Source organism: Ramlibacter paludis, assembly GCF_022012305.1.
Classification (GTDB): domain Bacteria; phylum Pseudomonadota; class Gammaproteobacteria; order Burkholderiales; family Burkholderiaceae_C; genus Ramlibacter; species Ramlibacter paludis.
Genome location: NZ_JAKLTM010000002.1, coordinates 604,803 through 623,067, shown reverse-complemented (window position 1 = coordinate 623,067; position 18,265 = coordinate 604,803). Strand labels below are relative to the sequence as shown.

Here is an 18,265-nt window from a genome sequence, read left to right as displayed (position 1 = left end):
CTTCGAGTTTGATCGTCTACTCCACGCGGGCCAGGGCGTACGGTGTGCCGAAGAAATCACCAATGAGAAGCACCTGGGGCAGCAAGATGCCCCAGGGCACGGGTGCACCGAGCAGAAGCAGGACGATGGAATGGATCAACACCGCGGTCACGTAGAGCGAGTAGATGCGGAACACGCGTTTCACCAGGAACTCCACCGTGTGCTCGGTCTGGAGCACGTGGGTAATGATGTATCCCGACACGAAAAAGAAGACCACCACGCCGCCGCCGCCAAAGTGGACGAACTGCAGCAGAGCGTGGCCGGCGAACGCCAGGAACCCGGTCCCGGGGACCAGACTTTCGAGGTCCGGGTAGAACTTGTGCCCGATCAGAACGCTGGTGAAGGTGACGATCCGCAGGTAATCCAGGAACAGAATTCGCCGGTCTTGCGCCGGCTGGGGATGACTCGTGTTTATGGCTTCGAATGATCGGTGAATGCGGAGGGCTTGCCTAGCCGATCGCCTTCAGCACTTCTTCGATGGCATTCTGCACGCGGCGTACCAGCGGCTGTGTCGCGATTTGCGGTCTGGCGCGTAGCGCGTGCTCCGCCTCGGCGGCCTTCGCCGCCAGTGCCTTGGCTGAAACGTTGGCGGCCATGCCCTTGATCGAGTGCATCAGCTTCGCCAAGTGGACGCCCGTGGCCGTCTCGAGGTCGCGAAGCGCGTCCTCGAGATTGCCGCGGAACACCGGCAGTACGCTGCGCAGCAGATCTTCGTCGCCGCCCATGCGGCGCACGGCGTCCGCGCGATCGAACACGATCAAGTCTCCGGCGGAGAGCGCGGACGTCGCGCGTTGCGCGGGAGCATCCGCGGGAGGATTAATGCACTGCAGGATCACCGCCACCACGTCGTTGATGGCGAAAGGCTTGGCCACGTGCTGGTTCATGCCGGCGGCCAGGCAGGCCTCGCGGTCGTTGTCCATCGCGTTGGCGGTCATCGCGATGATCGGCAGGGTGGCGCCGTCGTGGCGGGCGCGCAATGCACGGGTGGCCTCCAGGCCGTCCATCACGGGCATCTGCACGTCCATCAGGACCGCGTCGTAGTGCGTGCCGGAGGCCACGGCATCCAGCGCCAGCTCGCCGTTTTCCGCCACGTCCACCTGCGCGCCCTGGCGCACCAGCAGCTCGCGGGCGATCTGCTGGTTGACTGGATTGTCCTCGGCCACCAGCAGGCGGAGGCCGGCCAGTGGGCCGGGACGCGGCGACGCGGCGCTGTCGGCGCTGGACGGCTGTGACGCCTGCCGAAAGCGCTGCACCGCGGCGCGCAGCATGCCCGCCGTCACCGGTTTGACCAGGAAGCCATCGAGCAGCGACCGGTCCTGGTTGGAACGGCTCTCCAGCATCTCGCGGCCATGCGCCGTCACCATGATCACCAGCGGGGTGCTGTCCGGGAGGTGCAGCGATCGGATGCGGGCGCAGGTCTGCCAGCCGTCCATGCCGGCCATCACCCAGTCGACGAACACGGCTTCGTACGAGAGGCCGCGCGCCGCCGCGCCTTCGATGCGCAGCAAGGCCTGCGCGCCGTCCTGCGCCGTGTCCGCCTCCCAGCCGGCCGCGCGGCAGAGCGACGCGAGCGTGTCGCGCGCGAGTGGGTTGTCGTCGACGATGAGCACGCGTTGCGACGACCGCCGCGCCGGTGCCGGCGCCGGCGTGCTGTGCGGGCTGGCATCCAGCGGCAGCCGCACCGTGAACCAGAAGCGGCTTCCCACGCCCGGCGTGCTGGCGAGCTCCAGCTTCGCATCCATCAGTTCCGTGAGCCGGCGGCAGATGCCCAGGCCCAGGCCGGTGCCGCCGTACTTGCGGGCCGTGCCTTCGCTGGCCTGCACGAACTCGCCGAACAACTTCTGCTGCTGCTCCGGCGTGATGCCGATGCCGCTGTCCTGCACCGAGAACTCGATGCTGGCGTGGCCGTCCTCCAGCGCCGCCAGCCGCGTGCTGATCACGACCTCGCCGCGTTCGGTGAACTTCACCGCGTTGCCGCCCAGGTTGATGAGGATCTGGCGCAGCCGCATGTCGTCGCCCACCAGCCCGTCGGGCACCTGCGGATCCAGGTCGTAGAGCACCTCGAGGTCGCGGTCGCCGACGTTGGACGACAGGATCACCGACAGGTCGGCCAGCATCTGCTCCAGCGAGAACGGCCGCCGATCCAGCCGCATCTGGCCCGCTTCGATCTTGGAGAAGTCCAGGATGTCGTTCAGCAGGCTGAGGAGGGCGCGGGCGGCGCCTTCGGCCTTGCCGGCATATTCCTCCTGCGAAGGCGTGAGCTCGGTAGTGCGCAGCAGGCTCAGCATGCCCAGCACGGCGTTCATCGGCGTGCGGATCTCGTGGCTCATGCTGGAAAGGAAGCGGCTCTTGGCGCCGCTGGCCAGCTGCGCTTCCTCTTTCGCGCGAATGAGCGCGGCTTCTTCCTGTTTGCGCCGCGTGATATCGCGCGCGATGCCCAGCAGGCCGAGCGCGCGGCCTTCCTCGTCGCGCATCGCCACCTTGGCCACCTCGGTGAAGCGAAGCTCGCCGTCGGCGTCGAACTGGTGGTCTTCGTAGATCACCGGGTTGGCGCTCTCCATCGCCTGCTGGTCCGACACGCCTTGGCGGCGCGCCGTTTCCGCCCCGAACAGGTCCTCGGACCGGCGCCCCACGATGTCGGACTCCTTGAGTCCGTGGCGCCGCTGGAACGCGGGGTTGGCCAGCAGGAAGGTGCCGTTCACGTCCTTCAGCCAGACGCGGTCCGGCAGGTTGTGCACCAGGGCGCCGAGCTGCGCCTGCTTGTGCACCAGCTCCTCCTGCGTGTGCGCGTAGGCCGTGATGTCGGTGAAGGTGCGCACCACGCCGCCATCGGGCAGCGGCTTGGTGGTGACGTCGAAGCTGCGGCCGTCGCGCGTCTTGCGCACGTACGTCTCGGGGCCGCTCAGGGGCGCGAGCTTGTCGCCCACCGCGACGTAGCCGCGCGCCACCGCGTCGACGTAGGCGAAGTTGGGCCCGAAGTCGCCGCGCTCGATCTGGAAGCGCACCAGGCGGTCCATGGTCGGCTCGCCGGCCAGAACGTGGTCGGGCAGGTCCAGCAGCTCCTGGTAGCGGCGGTTCCAGAACACCAGGCGGCCGGTGGGGTCGATGGCGGAAATGCCCTGGCTCATGCTGTCGAGGGTGATCTCCAGCGCGCGGGTCTTCTCGGCCACGGCCTGCTGCACATGCACGTAGTCTGTGACATCCGAATAGGTGCGTACGGCGCCGCCGTCGGGCAGCACGCGGGTGGCGATCTCCAGCGCCTTGCCGTCGCGCGTGCGGCGCAGGTAGCTGTTGTCCGTGAACAGCCGCGCGTTCACCTCGTCGGCGGTCGGCGCGGGGCCTGCGGCGCCGGCGGCGTCGCCGCGCTCCTGCTGGTAACGGATGACATCCATGATGCGCACCGAGCCGGCCACCACGTGCTCGGGCAGGTCCAGCAGGTCGAGCGCCTGCCGGTTGAAGAGCAGCACGCGGCCTTGGGCGTCGTAGCGCAGGATGCCGCGGCCGGCGTTGTCCAGCGTGAGCTGCAGGGCCTCTTCGTACTGCTTCAGCGCCGAGATGTCGATCAGCGCATAGAACACTGTCCCGTCGCGGGCCGGGCGCGCGATCACGCGGCAATAGCCCCGTGCGGGCAGTGGCAGTTCGAATGGCGCGCCGGCAAAGCGGATGTTGTCCTGCAGCAGCGCGGCGCCGCGCTGGCGCCGGGGGTCGTCGGCGGGCACGTGCGCGGCCATCCAGGCACCGGCATACAGCGCCTGCAAGGTGGCGCCGGTGACCTGCGCGCGCGGGCCCAGGCCGAACAGCGTGCAAAAACTGGCGTTCGCCCACAGCACGCGGGCGCTGCCATCGCACACGACCAGGCCTTCAGGCACGTATTCCAGCAGCTCGCCGCCCAGCGTGGCGCCGAAGTCCATCGTGGGCGGCGTGGCCGGCAGCGGCGCCAGCGTGCGCCAGACCCGCACGCGGCCGCGACCGGGCGAGGCCAGCGAGGACACGCGCAGGCGCGTGCCGTGGTGCTCGAACTCGAAGGGCTGGGTCTGCGCGTGGTGGCGGGCGACGGCGCCTTCGATGTAGCGGTCGATGTCCGCCAGTTCATCCGGCGCCAGCCGGCTCTGGTAGAAGCGCCGCAGGTTGTGGACGTAGTCCTCACCCTCGAAGATGTGGCCGGCCTGTTCGGGAAAGAGCCGCAGGTAGGTTTGGTTCCAGGCCAGCGTGCGGTCTTCGGGGTCGAAGGCGAGCAAGGCGATTTCGAGGCCGTCGAGGAGGGCGGCCTGGAGCTTGAGCTGGGCCAACGCGTCCTCATCCGAACGGGGGACGGCGTGCATGAGTGGAAGGAGGGACGCTGACTTCAAGGTTCTGCCGGTCAAGAGAGCCGCCGGATCATCATAGGGCAGACAAGGAGCGGCCTGCGCAGCCATTCCAAGCCCTTCTGAGGCGGCCCTGGGGCAAAATCCCGCCCTTCATGCAACTCCAAGACATCCTCTTCTCCCAAGGCTTCGGCCATCGCCGCGTCTGCCTCGGCCTAGTGCAGCAGGCAAGGGTGACGGTCAACGGCCAGGCGGTCGACGATCCGTTTGCCCAGTTCGAGCCCGAGGGCCTGCAGTTCACCGTCGAAGGCAAGCCGTGGAGTTACCACGCCAAGGCCTACCTGGTCCTGCACAAACCCGCCGGCTACGAGTGCTCCCAGAAGCCCGGCGCCTGGCCCAGCATCTACACCCTGCTGCCCGCACCCCTGCGCCAACGCCCGAACAAGACCAACACGACCGGGGTGCAGGCCGTCGGCCGGCTGGACCAGGATACGACCGGCATGTTGCTGCTCAGTGACGATGGCGCCTTCATCCACCGCATGTCCTCGCCCAAGAAGCACGTGGGCAAGGTGTACGAAGTGACCACGGCGGACCCGGTGGATGGCCGCCAGGTCCGGAAGCTGCTGGAGGGCGTGGTGCTCGATGACGACCCGAAGCCGGTGCGCGGGGCCGCGTGCGAGCAGACCGGCGAGCACACCCTGCGCCTGACGCTGCTGGAGGGCAAGTACCACCAGGTCAAGCGGATGATCGCCGCCGTCGGCAACCGCGTGACGGCGCTGCACCGCTCGAGAATCGGAAACTTGTCACTGCCGGCCGACCTGTTGCCCGGCCAATGGCGGTGGCTTGACGCTGCGCAACTCGCGGCCGTCCAGGAATCGGGGACAATAGCGGCGCCCGCCGCCAGTGGTCCACCACCGGCGCCGCCCGCGCGTTGAACAGGCCGCTGCCGCCCGCGCGGGCCCCCATTCCAAGAATCGATTCGTGAACTTTTCCACACTGTGCCGCGGCTGGCTTGCCGGCCTCCTGCTGCTCGCCCTGGGCGGCATCGCCGCCGCGCAGCCGGCCCCCGCTGCTTCGCTGGCCAATTCGCCGGTGTTCGTGCTGAACTCGCTCGACGCCGACGTCAGCGTGATCGACCCGTCCAACTGGCGCGAGCTCAAGCGCATCCCCACGGGCAAGGAGCCGCACCACCTGTACATGACGCCGGACGAGAAGTCGATCATCGTCGCCAACGCGCTGGCCGATTCGCTGACCTTCATCGACCCGCGCACGGCCGAAGTGCAGAAGACGGTGCGCGGCATCATGGATCCGTACCACCTGCGCTTCTCGCCCGACATGAAGTGGCTGGTGACGGCCGGCAACCGCCTGCACCACGTCGACCTGTACCGCTGGGACGGCAAGGACCTCACGCTGGCCAAGCGCATCCCCACCGGCAAGACGCCCAGCCACATCTGGATCGACAGCCGCAGCACCACGGCCTATTCGACCATGCAGGACAGCGACGAACTGGTGGCCATCGACCTGCAGCGCCAGGAGATCAAGTGGCGCATCAAGACCGGCCCGATGCCGGCCGACGTCTACGGCACCGCCGACGACAAGACGGTGCTGGTCGGCCTGACCGGCAGCGACAGCGTGGAGGTGTTCGACGTTTCCGGCGACGCGCCGCGCTCCCTGCGCCGCATCAAGACCGGCGCCGGCGCCCACGCCTTCCGCGCCGCCGGCGACAAGCGCCACGTGTACCTCAGCAACCGCGTGGCCAACACCATCAGCAAGATCGACCTCACCACGCTGCAGGTGGTGGCCAACTATCCGGCGCCGGGCGGCCCCGACTGCATGGACGTGATGGCGGGCGGCCGCTTCCTGCTGGTCACCTCGCGCTGGGCGCGCAAGCTGACCATCATCGATACCGAGTCGGGGCAGGTGGCCCGCCAGGTCAAGGTGGGCAAGTCGCCGCACGGGGTGTGGACCCTGGACCATGCGGCAAGGTGACCTGCGCCGCCTGTTCCTGCTGAGCCTGGCGCTGGCCGGGTCCGCCGCCTTCGCCCAGTCCTGCGGCAAGCCGGTCTACCTCACCCTCGATACCGGCCACATGGGCGTGGCACCCCTGATCGCCGACGTGCTCAATCGGCAGAACGTCAAGGTCACCTTCTTCGCCGCCAACGAAAAGACACGCGAAGGCGACGGCAGCCTGGGCGACTACTGGGCGCCCTGGTGGAAGGCGCGGGCCGCCGAAGGCCACGAGTTCGCCTCGCACACCTGGGACCACGCCATCTGGCGCGCCGACGTTCCGGGCGACCCCGTCCGCTTCCGCGTGCGTCCCACCGCCGGCCCCAAGGCCTATGCCGACCAGGTGGTGACGGGCGCCGAGTACTGCGCCGACATCGCGCAGGCGGCCAGGCGGCTGGAAGAGATCACCGGCAAGAAGACGCTGCCGCTCTTTCGCGCGCCGGGCGGCAAGGTTTCCCCCCGCTTCCTGAAGGCCACGCGGGCCTGCGGCTACCAGCACGTGGCCTGGGCGCCGGCCGGATTCCTGGGTGACGAGCTCCCGAGTGAAACTTTCTCGAACGAACAGCTTCTGAAGAAGGCATTGCGCGACATCCGACCGGGCGACATCCTCCTGGCCCACCTGGGCATCTGGTCGCGCAAGGACCCGTGGGCGCCTGCCAACCTCGAGCCGCTGATCACGGGGCTGAAGGCCAGGGGCTTTTGTTTTGCCACCCTGCGCGAGCACCCTGCCTACCGGGACTGGGTCTCGCGCGTTAAGTAGTCACCATGCAGTCGCTTCTCGACCTTTTCGAATGGGCCCAGCAGGGCCTGTTCGAGCTGGCCATCCAGCCGATCATGTTCTCGTTCGGCCTCGGCAACTTCCTGGAAGACGGCTACACCGCCACCGGCTGGCTGCTGGTGGGCCTGATCCAGATAGCCGTCATGCTGGCCATCATCGGTCCGCTGCAGCGCTGGCGCCCGGTGGAGCCGATGGTCGACACGGCCGCCGTGCGCACCGACGTTCTGTACACGCTGCTGCACCGCCTGGGCCTGTTCCGCGTGGCGCTGTTCTTCAGCGTGGAGCCGCTGTTCGACGACATCTTCGGCTGGCTGCGCGTGCACGGCGTGGGCACTTGGCACATCGACCAATTGATGGCCGGCGTCACCGACCATCCTTTCATCAGTTTCGCGCTGTACCTGGTGGTGTTCGACTTCGTCGACTACTGGATCCACCGCGGCCAGCATGCCGTGGGCTGGTGGTGGAGCCTGCATTCGCTGCACCACTCGCAGCGGCAGATGACGATGTGGAGCGACAACCGCAACCACCTGCTCGACGACTTGGTGCGCGACAGCATCCTCGTCGTGCTGGGCCAGCTGATCGGCGTCGGCCCCGGCCAGTTCGTCGCCATCGTCGCCGTCACGCAGCTGAGCGAAAGCCTGCAGCACGCCAACCTGCGCCTGCACTTCGGCGCCATCGGCGAGCGGCTGTGGATCAGCCCGCGCTTCCATCGCCTGCACCACAGCATCGGCATCGGCCACGAGAAGCGCGCCGGCGTCGCCGTGCTGAAGGACGGCAAGAGCCCGGCGCTGGGCGGCCACAACTTCGGCGTGCTGCTGCCCTGGTGGGACGTCCTGTTCCGCACCGCCAACTTCGAGCTGCGCTACGACCCCACTGGCGTGCGCGACCAGGTGGAGAAGGGCCGCAACTACGGGCAGGGCTTCTGGTCGCAGCAGTGGCTAGGGGTGCTGCGGCTGGTCGGGCGGGCTTGACGATCGGCCAAAAGACCGGCCAAAAGACCGGCCAAACTTGCGCCGGATTTTAAAAAAGACGTTTTATTTCAATGAGGTAGACCGATCTATCCGTTCTGGGGATAATCGGCCAAATGAGCGTTCCGTCCCGGATCGTCGCCGTCTACGATCAACCGCACCAGTTCGAACCCCTGCTGCCGCAGCAGAACGTGGGTGGCCTGGTGGAGCTCACCCGCAGCGTGCTGGAGAAGTCCTATCGACTGCAGCACGCCGTCGCTCCGCAAACGCGCGATGCGCTGCGGCGGCTGGTTCGGGGGATGAACTCCTACTACTCGAACCGGATCGAGGGGCAGGGGACGCATCCGCAAAACATCGAACGCGCGCTGCGCGCCGATTTTTCCGAGTCCCCCGACGTCGCGAAGCGCCAGCGGATCGCGCTGGCCCACATCGATGCGGAACAGGAACTGGAAGCCTCGATGCCCGCGACTGATGTCGAGGCCCATGCGCTGCAATCGGCGTTCCTGTTGCGTGCCCACGATGCCTTGTACCGACGCCTGGATGCACCGGACCGGACGACCGAGGACGGGCGGGTGATCGAGCCGGGCCGCTTGCGTTCGGAGGACGTGGCCGTCGGCCGGCACCAGCCACCCGCGGCCGCATCGGTGCCCTTGTTCCTTGCCCGCATGGACCAGGTCTATCCCGCCATCCGGGGACTCGACAGCCTGCTGTTCGGCATTGCAGCGGCACATCATCGTGCGGCGCGGGTCCATCCGTTCGGGGACGGGAACGGGCGCGCTTGCCGCCTGCAGACGCATTGCGCGTTGCTCCCGGTCAGCGCCGGGCTCTGGTCGGTCAACCGGGGCCTGGCGCGCCAGCGCGAAAGGTACTACGAGATGCTCGCCAACGCCGACAGGGCGCGCCAGGGAGACCTGGATGGACGCGGCAACCTGAGCGAGCGGATGCTGCGCGAGTGGTGCGAGTTCTTCCTGCACGTGGCGGATGACCAGGTGGGCTTCATGACGGCAATGCTCCGGCTCGACGGGTTGCGGGACCGCATCGCAGGGCTCATGGCCTTGCGGTCGCAGGGCGCGCAGTACGGCAACTACAGCGTGCAAGCCACCTTGCCTTTGCATCACGTCCTGGTCGCCGGGCCGCTGCTGCGCGGCGAGTTCATCCAGATGATGGGCATGCCCGAGCGCAGCGGCCGCCGCGTGCTGTCGCAGCTGTTGAAGGACGGGATCCTGGTCAGCGACGGTCCCAAGGGAGCGGTGTCGTTCAACTTTCCGCTCGACGCACTGAACATCCTGCTGCCGAACCTCTATCCCGAAGCGGCAACGGTCAACACCGAACCCTGAATGTCCCTGTTCCTCGATTCCTTTTGGCGCGCCGTCGCCTACTGCCTGCACCCGCGCGTCATCGGCCTGTCGCTGCTCCCCTTGGTGCTGATGGTCGCCATTGCAGGCGGCCTGGGCTATTTGTTCTGGGACGGCGCGGTCAACACCGTCTTCCTCTGGCTCGAGTCGTCGACGCTCATGGCCACCATCGGCCACTGGCTGCAGGACATGGGCATGGGCGGGCTGCGCACCGCGCTCGCGCCGCTGCTGATCATCTTTGCCATCACGCCGCTGCTGGTGGTGCTGGTGCTGTTCTTCGTGGCGCTGCTCATGACGCCGGCCATCGTGCGGCTGGTGGGGCGCCGGCGCTTCCCGGGCCTGGAGCAGAAGCACGGTGCCTCGTTCGTGCGCGGCGCCTTCTGGTCGCTGGGTTCGATGCTGCTGGCGCTCATCGCGCTGGTGGTGTCGGTGCCGCTGTGGGCGATCCCGCCGCTGATCCTGGTCCTGCCGCCCTTGATCTGGGGCTGGCTCACCTACCGCGTCATGACCTTCGACGCGCTGGCCGACCATGCCAGCGGCGACGAGCGCCGCCTCATCTTCAAGCAGCACCGCGGCTGGCTGTTGCTGATGGGAATCGCCACCGGCTACCTGGGCGCCGCGCCGAGCATCGTGTGGGCGTCGGGGTGGCTGTTCGCGGCGATGTTCCCGCTGCTGATTCCGCTGGCGATCTGGATCTACACGCTGGTGTTCGCGTTTTCCTCGCTGTGGTTCGCGCACTATGGGCTGGCGGCGCTGGCGCAGATGCGAAGTGCGGCCGCCACGCCCGTTAGCATTGCGCCATGACCGCGTCCCCGCCCCCCGAAATCGGCCTCATCATCGTCGGTGACGAGATCCTCTCCGGCAAGCGCGCCGACAAGCACCTGCCCAAGCTGATCGAGCTGCTGTCCGCCCGCGGCCTGCAGCTGGCCTGGGCCGACTACGTGGGCGACTCGCCCGAGCGCATCACGCAGACGCTGAAGCGCGCCTTCGCCTCGCAGGCCATCGTCTTCTCCTGCGGCGGCATCGGCGCCACGCCCGACGACCACACCCGCCAGTGCGCGGCCAAGGCGCTGGGACGCGAGCTGCAGCTGCATCCGCGCGCCGAGGCGCTGATCCGCGAGCGCATGCAGGACACGGCCAAGGAGCAGGGCATCCCTTACGAGCCGGACCGCCCCGACAACGTCCACCGCCTCAACATGGGCGTGTTCCCCGCGGGCGCCGAGATCATCCCCAACCCGTACAACAAGATCCCGGGCTTCACGGTGGGCGACGTGCACTTCGTTCCCGGCTTCCCGGTGATGGCCTGGCCGATGATGGAATGGGTGCTGGACACGAAGTACCCGCACCTGTTCCGCCGCGATGCCTACGTCGAGCAGTCGGTGATCGTGTTCGGCTCCATGGAGGCCACGCTCACGCCGCTGATGGAGCAGGTGGAGCGCGAACATCCGCAGGTGAAGGTGTTCAGCCTGCCGAGCGTCGACCACCCCCAGTACGGCCGCCACATCGACCTGGGAGTGAAGGGCGCGCCGGCCGACGTCGAGCCCGCCTACCGGGCGCTGCTGGACGGCCTCGCCCAGCTCAAGGTCAAGCTGGGCCCCGAACTGGTGCGTACCTGAGCCGCACCGAAGCGGTGCAGTGCACCAAAAGCACCTGAACGGTGCAGGCGCCCGTGAAAATTGCAAGGCTTGCGTAGGGAATACGGCTCCATTTCGCGGAGAATCGCCGGGCTGCGCCTGCCGCCCCATGCACCAAGCTCTGGCACAGAACCTGCATCCCCAGGTCGCGTAACCGATTCAACAACCAACCATCACCCCAGGAGAAACCTGATGGCAGCCAAATCCGTCGCCGATGTCATGAAGATGGTGAAGGAAAACGAAGTCAAGTTCGTCGACTTCCGCTTCACCGACACCCGCGGCAAGGAACAGCACGTGACCGTGCCTGTCTCCCACTTCGACGAAGACAAGTTCAGCGCCGGCCACGCCTTCGACGGCTCCTCGATCGCCGGCTGGAAGGGCATCGAAGCCTCCGACATGCTGCTGATGCCGGACCCGAACACGGCCAACGTCGACCCGTTCTTCGAAGAGACCACGCTGATCCTGACCTGCGACGTGCTGGAGCCGGGTGACGGCAAGGCCTACGACCGCGACCCGCGTTCGATCGCCAAGCGCGCCGAGGCTTACCTGAAGGCTTCCGGCCTGGGCGACACCGCCTTCTTCGGCCCGGAACCCGAATTCTTCATCTTCGACGACGTGCGCTGGTCCTCGGGCCCGAACGGCTCGTTCGTGGAGATCGACGAATACGAAGCGCCGTGGAACACCGGCAAGAAGCTCGAAGGCGGCAACAAGGGCCACCGTCCCACCACCAAGGGCGGCTACTTCCCCGTGCCCCCGGTCGACAGCACGCAGGACATGCGCGCCGAGATGTCGCTGATCCTCGAATCCGTCGGCATCCCGGTCGAAGTGTTCCACCACGAAGTGGCGGGCGCCGGCCAGAACGAAATCGGCACGCGTTTCTCGACCCTGGTCGAGCGCGCCGACTGGTCACAGCTGCAGAAGTACGTGATCCACAACGTCGCCAACGCCTACGGCAAGACCGCGACCTTCATGCCCAAGCCCATCGTCGGCGACAACGGCTCCGGCATGCACGTGCACCAGTCCGTGTGGAAGGGCGGCAAGAACCTGTTCGCCGGCGAAGGCTATGCCGGCCTGAGCGACCTGGCGCTGTATTACATCGGCGGCATCATCAAGCACGCCCGCGCGCTGAACGCCATCACCAACCCCGGCACCAACAGCTACAAGCGCCTGGTGCCCGGCTTCGAAGCGCCGGTGAAGCTGGCCTACTCGTCGCGCAACCGCTCGGCCTCGATCCGCATTCCCTACGTGGCGAACCCCAAGGGCCGCCGCATCGAAGTGCGCTTCCCGGATCCCACGATGAACCCGTACCTGGGCTTCGCCGCCATGCTGATGGCCGGCCTGGACGGCATCGAGAACAAGATCCACCCGGGCGAAGCCGCCAGCAAGGACCTGTACCACCTGCCGCCGGAAGAAGACGCGAAGATCCCGACCGTGTGCCACAGCCTCGACCAAGCGCTGGACTACCTGGACCAGGACCGCGCGTTCCTGACCAAGGGCGGCGTGTTCACCGACACCATGATCGACGCCTACATCGAGCTGAAGATGCAGGAAGTCACGCGCTTCCGCATGACCACGCACCCGATCGAATTCGACATGTACTACTCGCTGTAATTAATTACAGCTTGGTCGGAAAAGGGCGACATATGTCGCCCTTTCCTTTTTAAATCAACACCTTGTTTGGCTTTTTGAAGGCTTTGCGCGATACTGAAAGGCCGTCCCTGCGCTTTCCGGGATGCAGGAGGACAGCATGAAGTTCGCTTACGCATTGATTCCTTTGGCCGCATTTGCCTTCCTGGCGGATGCGCAGGCGCAAGGCCGCATCTTCCGTTGCGGCAACAGCAACTACACCAACGACGAAGCCCACGCCAAGGCCAACAACTGCAAGCCGGTCGAGGGCGGCAACGTCACGGTGGTCCAGGGAACCAAGGTCAATGGCGCCGGCAAGGCCGTGAGTGTGGCGAATGCGCCGCAGGCCGCGGGCAGCGCCGGGCAGAAGGTGGATTCGGCCGACCAGCGCCTGCGCGACGCCGAAGCGCGCAACATCCTGGAAGCCGAACTGAAGAAGGCCGAGGCGCGCCAGGGCGAGCTGCTCAAGGAATACAACAACGGCGAGCCCGAGAAGCTGGGCCCCGAGCACCGCAACTACCAGAAATACCTCGATCGCGTGGCCGACCTGAAGGCCGCCATCGACCGCAACGAGAAAGACATTGCCGGACTCAAGCGCGAGCTCGGCCGCAGCAGCGGCACGGCCTCAAAATGAGGGCTTGACCTCCAAGCCCAGCTTCCAGTCCTTCGACCTCCTGGCCACGCTCGTGGCCGTGGTCCGCGGCGACGGCACCGTGCTGTTCGCCAATGCGGCGCTCGAGGATGCCGTCGGCGCGTCGCGCCGCAACATCGAAGGCGCGAGCTTCCTCAACTTCTTCTCCGAACCGCACGTCCTGAAGACGGCGCTCGATGGCGCGCGCGTCAACGAGTACGCGGCCCTGCGCTACGACGCGCGGCTGCTGCGCCACGGCGCCGAGGCGATGCCCGTGCACGTGGTGCTGGCGCAGACCGAGTACGCGGACCACTTCGTGATCGAGCTGCTGCCGCAGGAAGCGCAGGCCCGGCAGGACCGCGAGGAGCGCCTGATCGACCAGGCCCAGGCCAACAAGGAGTTGATCCGCAACCTGGCGCACGAGATCAAGAACCCCCTGGGCGGCATCCGCGGAGCGGCGCAGCTGCTGGAGATGGAGATCGACTCGCGCGACCTGAAGGAATACACCAAGGTCATCATCCACGAGGCCGACCGGCTGCAGACGCTGGTGGACCGGCTGCTGGCGCCGCACCGGCGGCCGCACGTGGTGGGCGACGTCAACATCCACGAGGTCTGCGAGCGGGTGCGTTCGCTGATCCTGGCGGAGTTTCCGCGGGGGCTGAAGCTCGTGCGCGACTACGACGCCTCCATTCCCGAGTTCCGCGGCGACCGCGAGCAGCTGATCCAGGCCGTGCTGAACATCGCGCACAACGCCTGCCAGGCGCTGCAGGAGCGCATCGCCGCGGGCGACGCGCAGCTCACGTTCAAGACCCGCATCGGCCGCCAGGTAACGTTCGGCAAGCAGCGCTATCGACTGGCACTGGAATTGCATGTCATCGACAACGGGCCCGGTGTACCGGACTCGATCAAGGACCGCATCTTCTTTCCGCTCGTGAGCGGACGCGAAGGCGGGTCCGGCCTGGGGCTGACGCTGGCGCAAACCTTCGTGCAGCAGCACCATGGCCTGATCGAGTGCGACAGCGTGCCGGGGCGGACGGATTTCAAGATCCTCATCCCCTTGCCCTAGAGAGAACGTAACGCGACTACAAGGGACCCATGAAGCCGATCTGGATCGTTGACGATGACCAATCCATCCGCTTCGTGCTCGAAAAAGCGCTGATGCGCGAAGACCTGCCCACGCGCAGCTTCACCAACGCGCGCGAAGTGCTGGCCGCCCTCGAGGGCGGCGAAGACGAAGACGGCCCGCAGATCCTGGTGAGCGACATCCGCATGCCGGGCGGCTCGGGCCTGGACCTGCTGACCAAGGTGAAGGAGAAGCATCCGGGGCTGCCCGTCATCATCATGACGGCCTTCTCGGACCTGGACAGCGCGGTGAGCGCCTTCCAGGGCGGCGCCTTCGAATACCTGCCCAAGCCCTTCGACCTGCCGAAGGCGATCGAGCTGATTCGCCGCGCGGTGGAAGAAAGCCAGCGCGAGGAAGTGGCCGAAGAGCGCATGGCCGCCGCGCCTGAGATGCTCGGGCAAGCGCCGGCGATGCAGGACGTGTTCCGTGCCATCGGCCGGCTGTCGCAATCGAACGTGACGGTGATGATCACCGGCGAGTCGGGCTCGGGCAAGGAACTGGTGGCGCGCGCGCTGCACAAGCACTCGCCGCGCGCGGGCGGCCCCTTCGTCGCGATCAACACCGCGGCGATCCCCAAGGACCTGCTGGAGTCCGAGCTGTTCGGCCATGAGCGCGGCGCCTTCACCGGCGCGCAGACGATGCGCCGCGGCCGCTTCGAGCAGGCCGAGGGCGGCACGCTGTTCCTCGACGAAATCGGCGACATGCCCTTCGACCTGCAGACGCGCTTGCTACGCGTGCTGTCCGACGGGCACTTCTATCGCGTGGGCGGGCACAACGCCGTGAAGGCGAACGTGCGCGTCATCGCGGCGACGCACCAGGACCTGGAGCAGCGCGTGAAGGACGGCGTCTTCCGCGAGGACCTGTTCCACCGCCTCAACGTGATCCGCCTGCGCCTGCCGGCCTTGCGCGAGCGGCGCGAGGACATCCCGATGCTGGCGCGGCACTTCCTGCAGCAAAGCGCGAAGCAGCTGGGCGTGGAGCCCAAGCGCATCTCCGATGCGGCGCTGGCGCGGCTCACGAACTTTGCCTTCCCGGGCAACGTGCGGCAGCTGGAAAACATCTGCCACTGGCTGACCGTGATGGCGCCGGCGCAGCTGATCGAGCCGAAGGACTTGCCGCCGGAGGTGGGGTCGGGGGCGGGCGAGACCGTGGCGGCACCTGCGCGGGCCGCCGTGCCGGAGATGCCGGCGGCGGCGGTAGGCGGCGAAGCGCCGGTGGCGATGCCGGTCGTTGCCGCGACGGGCGGCTGGGAAGCCGGGCTGGAAGCCGAGGCGCTGGCGCTGCTTGCCAGTGGCCGGCACGACGTGTGGGAAGAGCTCACGAAGCGCTTCGAGTCGAAGCTGATCCTGACCGCGCTGTCGAACACGCGCGGGCGTCGCATCGAGGCGGCGCAGAAGTTGGGGATCGGGCGGAACACGATCACGCGGAAGATCCAGGAACTCGGGCTCGAGTGAGCGCCGCGCCGGGGTTGCCACCCCGGCCTACAGGATTCCGTAGGCCGGGGTGGCAACCCCGGCTTCCCGCTCAGATCTCCACCGTCACCGGCGCGTGGTCGCTCGGCTTGGGCCACTTGCGCGGCACGCGGTCGATGGCGCAAGCCTTCACGGCGGGCTTGAGCGGCTCGCTCACCAGGATGTGGTCGATGCGCAGCCCGCGGTTCTTCTGGTAGCCCAGCATGCGGTAGTCCCACCAGCTGTAGCTCTTCTCGGGCTGCTCGAAGAGGCGGAAGCTGTCGACCAGGCCCAGCGCCAGCAACTGCCGGAAATGCTCCCGCTCTTCGCTGGTGTGGTGGATCGTTTCCTTCAGGCCGACCGGGTCGAAGGAATCCCTGTCCTCCGGCGCGATGTTGAAGTCGCCCACCAGCATCAGGCGCGGATGCCGCGCCATCTCCGCGCGCAGGTAGGCGTTCAGCCCGCCCAGCCAAGCCATCTTGTACGCGAACTTCTCCGAGCCCGGCGCCTGGCCGTTGACGAAATAGCCGTTCACCAGCCGCAGCTCGCCTTGCGGCGTGTCCAGCGTCACCGCCAGCACGCGCGAGCTGTCGTCCTCGAAGCCGACGATGTTCTTCACCGCGTCGCGCACCGGCACGCGGCTCATCACCGCGACGCCGTTGTACGTCTTCTGCCCGAACACGGCGCAGTGCTCGTAGCCCGCCGCGCGCAATTCGTCGAGGGGAAACTTGTCGTCGGTGAGCTTCAGTTCCTGGAGGCACAGCACGTCCACCGGGTTGGCCGCCGTCCAGTCCAGGACGTGCTGCAGCCGCGCCGCCAGCGAGTTGACGTTCCAGGTCGTGATCTTCATACGTGCAGGACCGCCGCCACGCCGATCGCCAGGCCCACGGCGCCCATCGCGAACATGCCCATCTCCAGCCACTTCTTCCTGGTCAGCAGCGCGATGGCGGCCAGCGCGATCGACACCTGCAGCGCGGTGGTCGCCTGGGCCCAGCGGTGGTGCAGGTGCATCTGCGCGTCGCTCTGCTTGTCCCAGTCCTTCGACTCGGCTTCGATCTTCTCCGCCTGCGTCTGGATCTCCTTCTTTTCCTTCTCGTAGCGCTCGATCTTGGCCTGGTAGTTCGGCTGCTTGTCCGGCGGCGCGAGGTCGCGCGAGATCTCGGCCAGCGACTGCTTGGTCGACTTGGCCTGGAAGTAGTTCCACTGGTTCGACGCTTCGGTCTTCTTGATCGCCGCGTTGTTCTTGTACAGGCCCGCGTTGGCCTGCGTGGCGCCGCCCATGTACGCGAAGATCGCGCCGACCGTGGCGATCACGGCCGTGAACAGCGCGATCTGGTTGGTCATGCTGCCGCCGGCAATGCCGTGGTGCGCCGACGCGTCGCCGTGGCCCGCGGCGGCGTGCTGCTGCGCGTGCTCCAGCTCGTGGTCGTGGGGTCCGTGGACGTGGAAGGTTCCGCCTGACATCGATGCTCCTCTATGTGCTTTTTTGAAATGTCACGAAGCTGTACCCCAGCCCCGTCTTCGAAACATGCCGCTCGCGGGCGGCTTCCTGCCATTGCGGCCCGAGCTGCGGTGCGTAGACGTCGCCCTCGAAGTCCGCATCGATCTCGGTGACCACGGCGATGTCCGCATGGGGCAGCGCCAGCTTGTAGATTTCGGCGCCGCCGATCACCCACGCCAGCGGCACGTCGCCGCACAGCGCGATCGCTTCCTCGACGGTGCTGGCGCGCTCGGCGCCTGCGGCCTGCCAGTCGGGCTGGCGCGTGATGACGATGTTGCGGCGTCCGGGCAGCGGCCGGAACTTCGCCGGCAGCGAGTCCCAGGTCTTGCGGCCCATGATGACCGGCTTGCCGATGGTGGTCTGCTTCAGGTGCGCCAGGTCCTCCGGCAGGTGCCAGGGCATCTGGTTGTCCTTGCCGATCACGCCGTTGCGGGCGCGGGCGTAGATGAGGCCGAGCTTCAAACGGCCACCGGCGCCTTGATCGCGCCGCCGGACTCGTAGCCCTGCACCTCGAAGTCCTCGAACCGGTAGTCGAAGATCGAGTCCGGCTTGCGCCTGATGACGAGCGTCGGGTAGGGGAAGGGCTGGCGCGAGAGCTGCAGCTCCACCTGCTCGTGGTGGTTGCTGTAGATGTGGCAGTCGCCGCCGGTCCAGATGAAGTCGCCGACTTCCAGGTCGCATTGCTGCGCCATCATGTGCGTCAGCAGCGCGTAGCTCGCGATGTTGAAGGGATCTGTCACATTCTTCATTCGAACCAATTTCTGTCTGAGTAGAACGTCTCTCCGCTATTCTGACACTTGCGTGCCCTTCCTCACGCCAAGGAGGCAGGGGGGCCCCGGCGAGTCGGG

16 protein-coding genes and 1 pseudogene are annotated in these 18,265 nt (G+C 67.2%); 11 read left to right on the top strand and 6 right to left on the bottom strand.

The genetic code is table 11. From position 1 onward, the window contains the following. Window positions 1-16: 16 nt before the first annotated feature. Together LZ009_RS24290 and LZ009_RS09650 are read right to left on the bottom strand one after the other, a co-directional pair. Window positions 17-367: a hypothetical protein gene (locus tag LZ009_RS24290; RefSeq protein ID WP_346730735.1), complete on the bottom strand. Its 351-nt coding sequence runs from the start codon at window positions 365-367 to the stop codon at window positions 17-19. Between the two features lie 121 nt (window positions 368-488). Beyond that, window positions 489-4,361: a PAS-domain containing protein gene (locus LZ009_RS09650; protein WP_275697693.1), complete on the bottom strand. Its 3,873-nt coding sequence runs from the start codon at window positions 4,359-4,361 to the stop codon at window positions 489-491. A gap of 137 nt (window positions 4,362-4,498) precedes the next feature. Here LZ009_RS09650 and LZ009_RS09645 point away from each other — a divergent pair, with 137 nt between their 5' ends. The 11 genes from LZ009_RS09645 (at window position 4,499) to ntrC (ending at window position 15,919) form a co-directional block, all read left to right on the top strand. Continuing rightward, window positions 4,499-5,278 carry a pseudouridine synthase gene (locus LZ009_RS09645; RefSeq protein ID WP_275697692.1) on the top strand — a complete coding sequence of 260 codons (780 nt, stop codon included), beginning with the start codon at window positions 4,499-4,501 and terminating at the stop codon, window positions 5,276-5,278. Between the two features lie 46 nt (window positions 5,279-5,324). After that, window positions 5,325-6,332, top strand: a complete 1,008-nt coding sequence (locus tag LZ009_RS09640; RefSeq protein ID WP_488168866.1) for a YncE family protein — start codon at window positions 5,325-5,327, stop codon at window positions 6,330-6,332. Beyond that, window positions 6,319-7,110: a polysaccharide deacetylase family protein gene (locus tag LZ009_RS09635; protein ID WP_275697691.1), complete on the top strand. Its 792-nt coding sequence runs from the start codon at window positions 6,319-6,321 to the stop codon at window positions 7,108-7,110. Before LZ009_RS09640 ends, LZ009_RS09635 begins: the two co-directional genes overlap by 14 nt. 5 nt (window positions 7,111-7,115) lie before the next feature. Then, entirely contained in the window at window positions 7,116-8,099 is a 984-nt protein-coding gene (locus LZ009_RS09630; protein WP_275697690.1) for a sterol desaturase family protein, read from the top strand. A gap of 113 nt (window positions 8,100-8,212) precedes the next feature. After that, complete coding sequence (locus LZ009_RS09625; protein WP_275697689.1) at window positions 8,213-9,433, top strand: Fic family protein; 1,221 nt, start codon at window positions 8,213-8,215, stop codon at window positions 9,431-9,433. Next, window positions 9,434-10,255, top strand: a complete 822-nt coding sequence (locus LZ009_RS09620) for an EI24 domain-containing protein (protein ID WP_275697688.1) — start codon at window positions 9,434-9,436, stop codon at window positions 10,253-10,255. Continuing rightward, the gene (locus tag LZ009_RS09615) at window positions 10,252-11,067 is read left to right on the top strand and encodes a competence/damage-inducible protein A (RefSeq protein ID WP_275697687.1); all 816 of its coding nucleotides are present in this window, start codon (window positions 10,252-10,254) and stop codon (window positions 11,065-11,067) included. Before LZ009_RS09620 ends, LZ009_RS09615 begins: the two co-directional genes overlap by 4 nt. Window positions 11,068-11,277: 210 nt before the next feature. Continuing rightward, on the top strand, window positions 11,278-12,696 hold the full coding sequence (gene glnA / locus LZ009_RS09610; protein WP_275697686.1) for a type I glutamate--ammonia ligase: 1,419 nt from the start codon (window positions 11,278-11,280) through the stop codon (window positions 12,694-12,696). A 136-nt stretch (window positions 12,697-12,832) separates the two neighbouring features. After that, window positions 12,833-13,345, top strand: coding sequence for a hypothetical protein (locus tag LZ009_RS09605; RefSeq protein WP_275697685.1), 513 nt, complete (start codon window positions 12,833-12,835; stop codon window positions 13,343-13,345). Between the two features lie 4 nt (window positions 13,346-13,349). Next, on the top strand, window positions 13,350-14,408 hold the full coding sequence (gene glnL / locus LZ009_RS09600) for a nitrogen regulation protein NR(II) (RefSeq protein WP_346730732.1): 1,059 nt from the start codon (window positions 13,350-13,352) through the stop codon (window positions 14,406-14,408). 29 nt (window positions 14,409-14,437) lie between these two features. Further along, the gene (ntrC, locus tag LZ009_RS09595) at window positions 14,438-15,919 is read left to right on the top strand and encodes a nitrogen regulation protein NR(I) (protein ID WP_275697684.1); all 1,482 of its coding nucleotides are present in this window, start codon (window positions 14,438-14,440) and stop codon (window positions 15,917-15,919) included. Between the two features lie 70 nt (window positions 15,920-15,989). On the opposite strand, the gene xth is transcribed toward ntrC, so the two are convergent. The 4 genes and pseudogenes from xth to thyA form a co-directional block, all read right to left on the bottom strand. Continuing rightward, a complete protein-coding gene (gene xth, locus LZ009_RS09590) occupies window positions 15,990-16,766 on the bottom strand; it encodes an exodeoxyribonuclease III (RefSeq protein WP_275697683.1) in 777 nt (258 codons plus the stop codon). Continuing rightward, window positions 16,763-17,380 carry a DUF4337 domain-containing protein gene (locus LZ009_RS09585; RefSeq protein WP_275697682.1) on the bottom strand — a complete coding sequence of 206 codons (618 nt, stop codon included), beginning with the start codon at window positions 17,378-17,380 and terminating at the stop codon, window positions 16,763-16,765. The genes xth and LZ009_RS09585 overlap by 4 nt, the downstream gene beginning before the upstream one ends. 10 nt (window positions 17,381-17,390) lie before the next feature. After that, a complete protein-coding gene (locus LZ009_RS09580; RefSeq protein ID WP_275697681.1) occupies window positions 17,391-17,879 on the bottom strand; it encodes a dihydrofolate reductase in 489 nt (162 codons plus the stop codon). Beyond that, window positions 17,876-18,148 (bottom strand): annotated as a pseudogene (gene thyA, locus LZ009_RS09575) (thymidylate synthase); the annotation flags it as partial. The gene LZ009_RS09580 and the pseudogene thyA, both read right to left, overlap by 4 nt. Window positions 18,149-18,265: the final 117 nt, after the last annotated feature.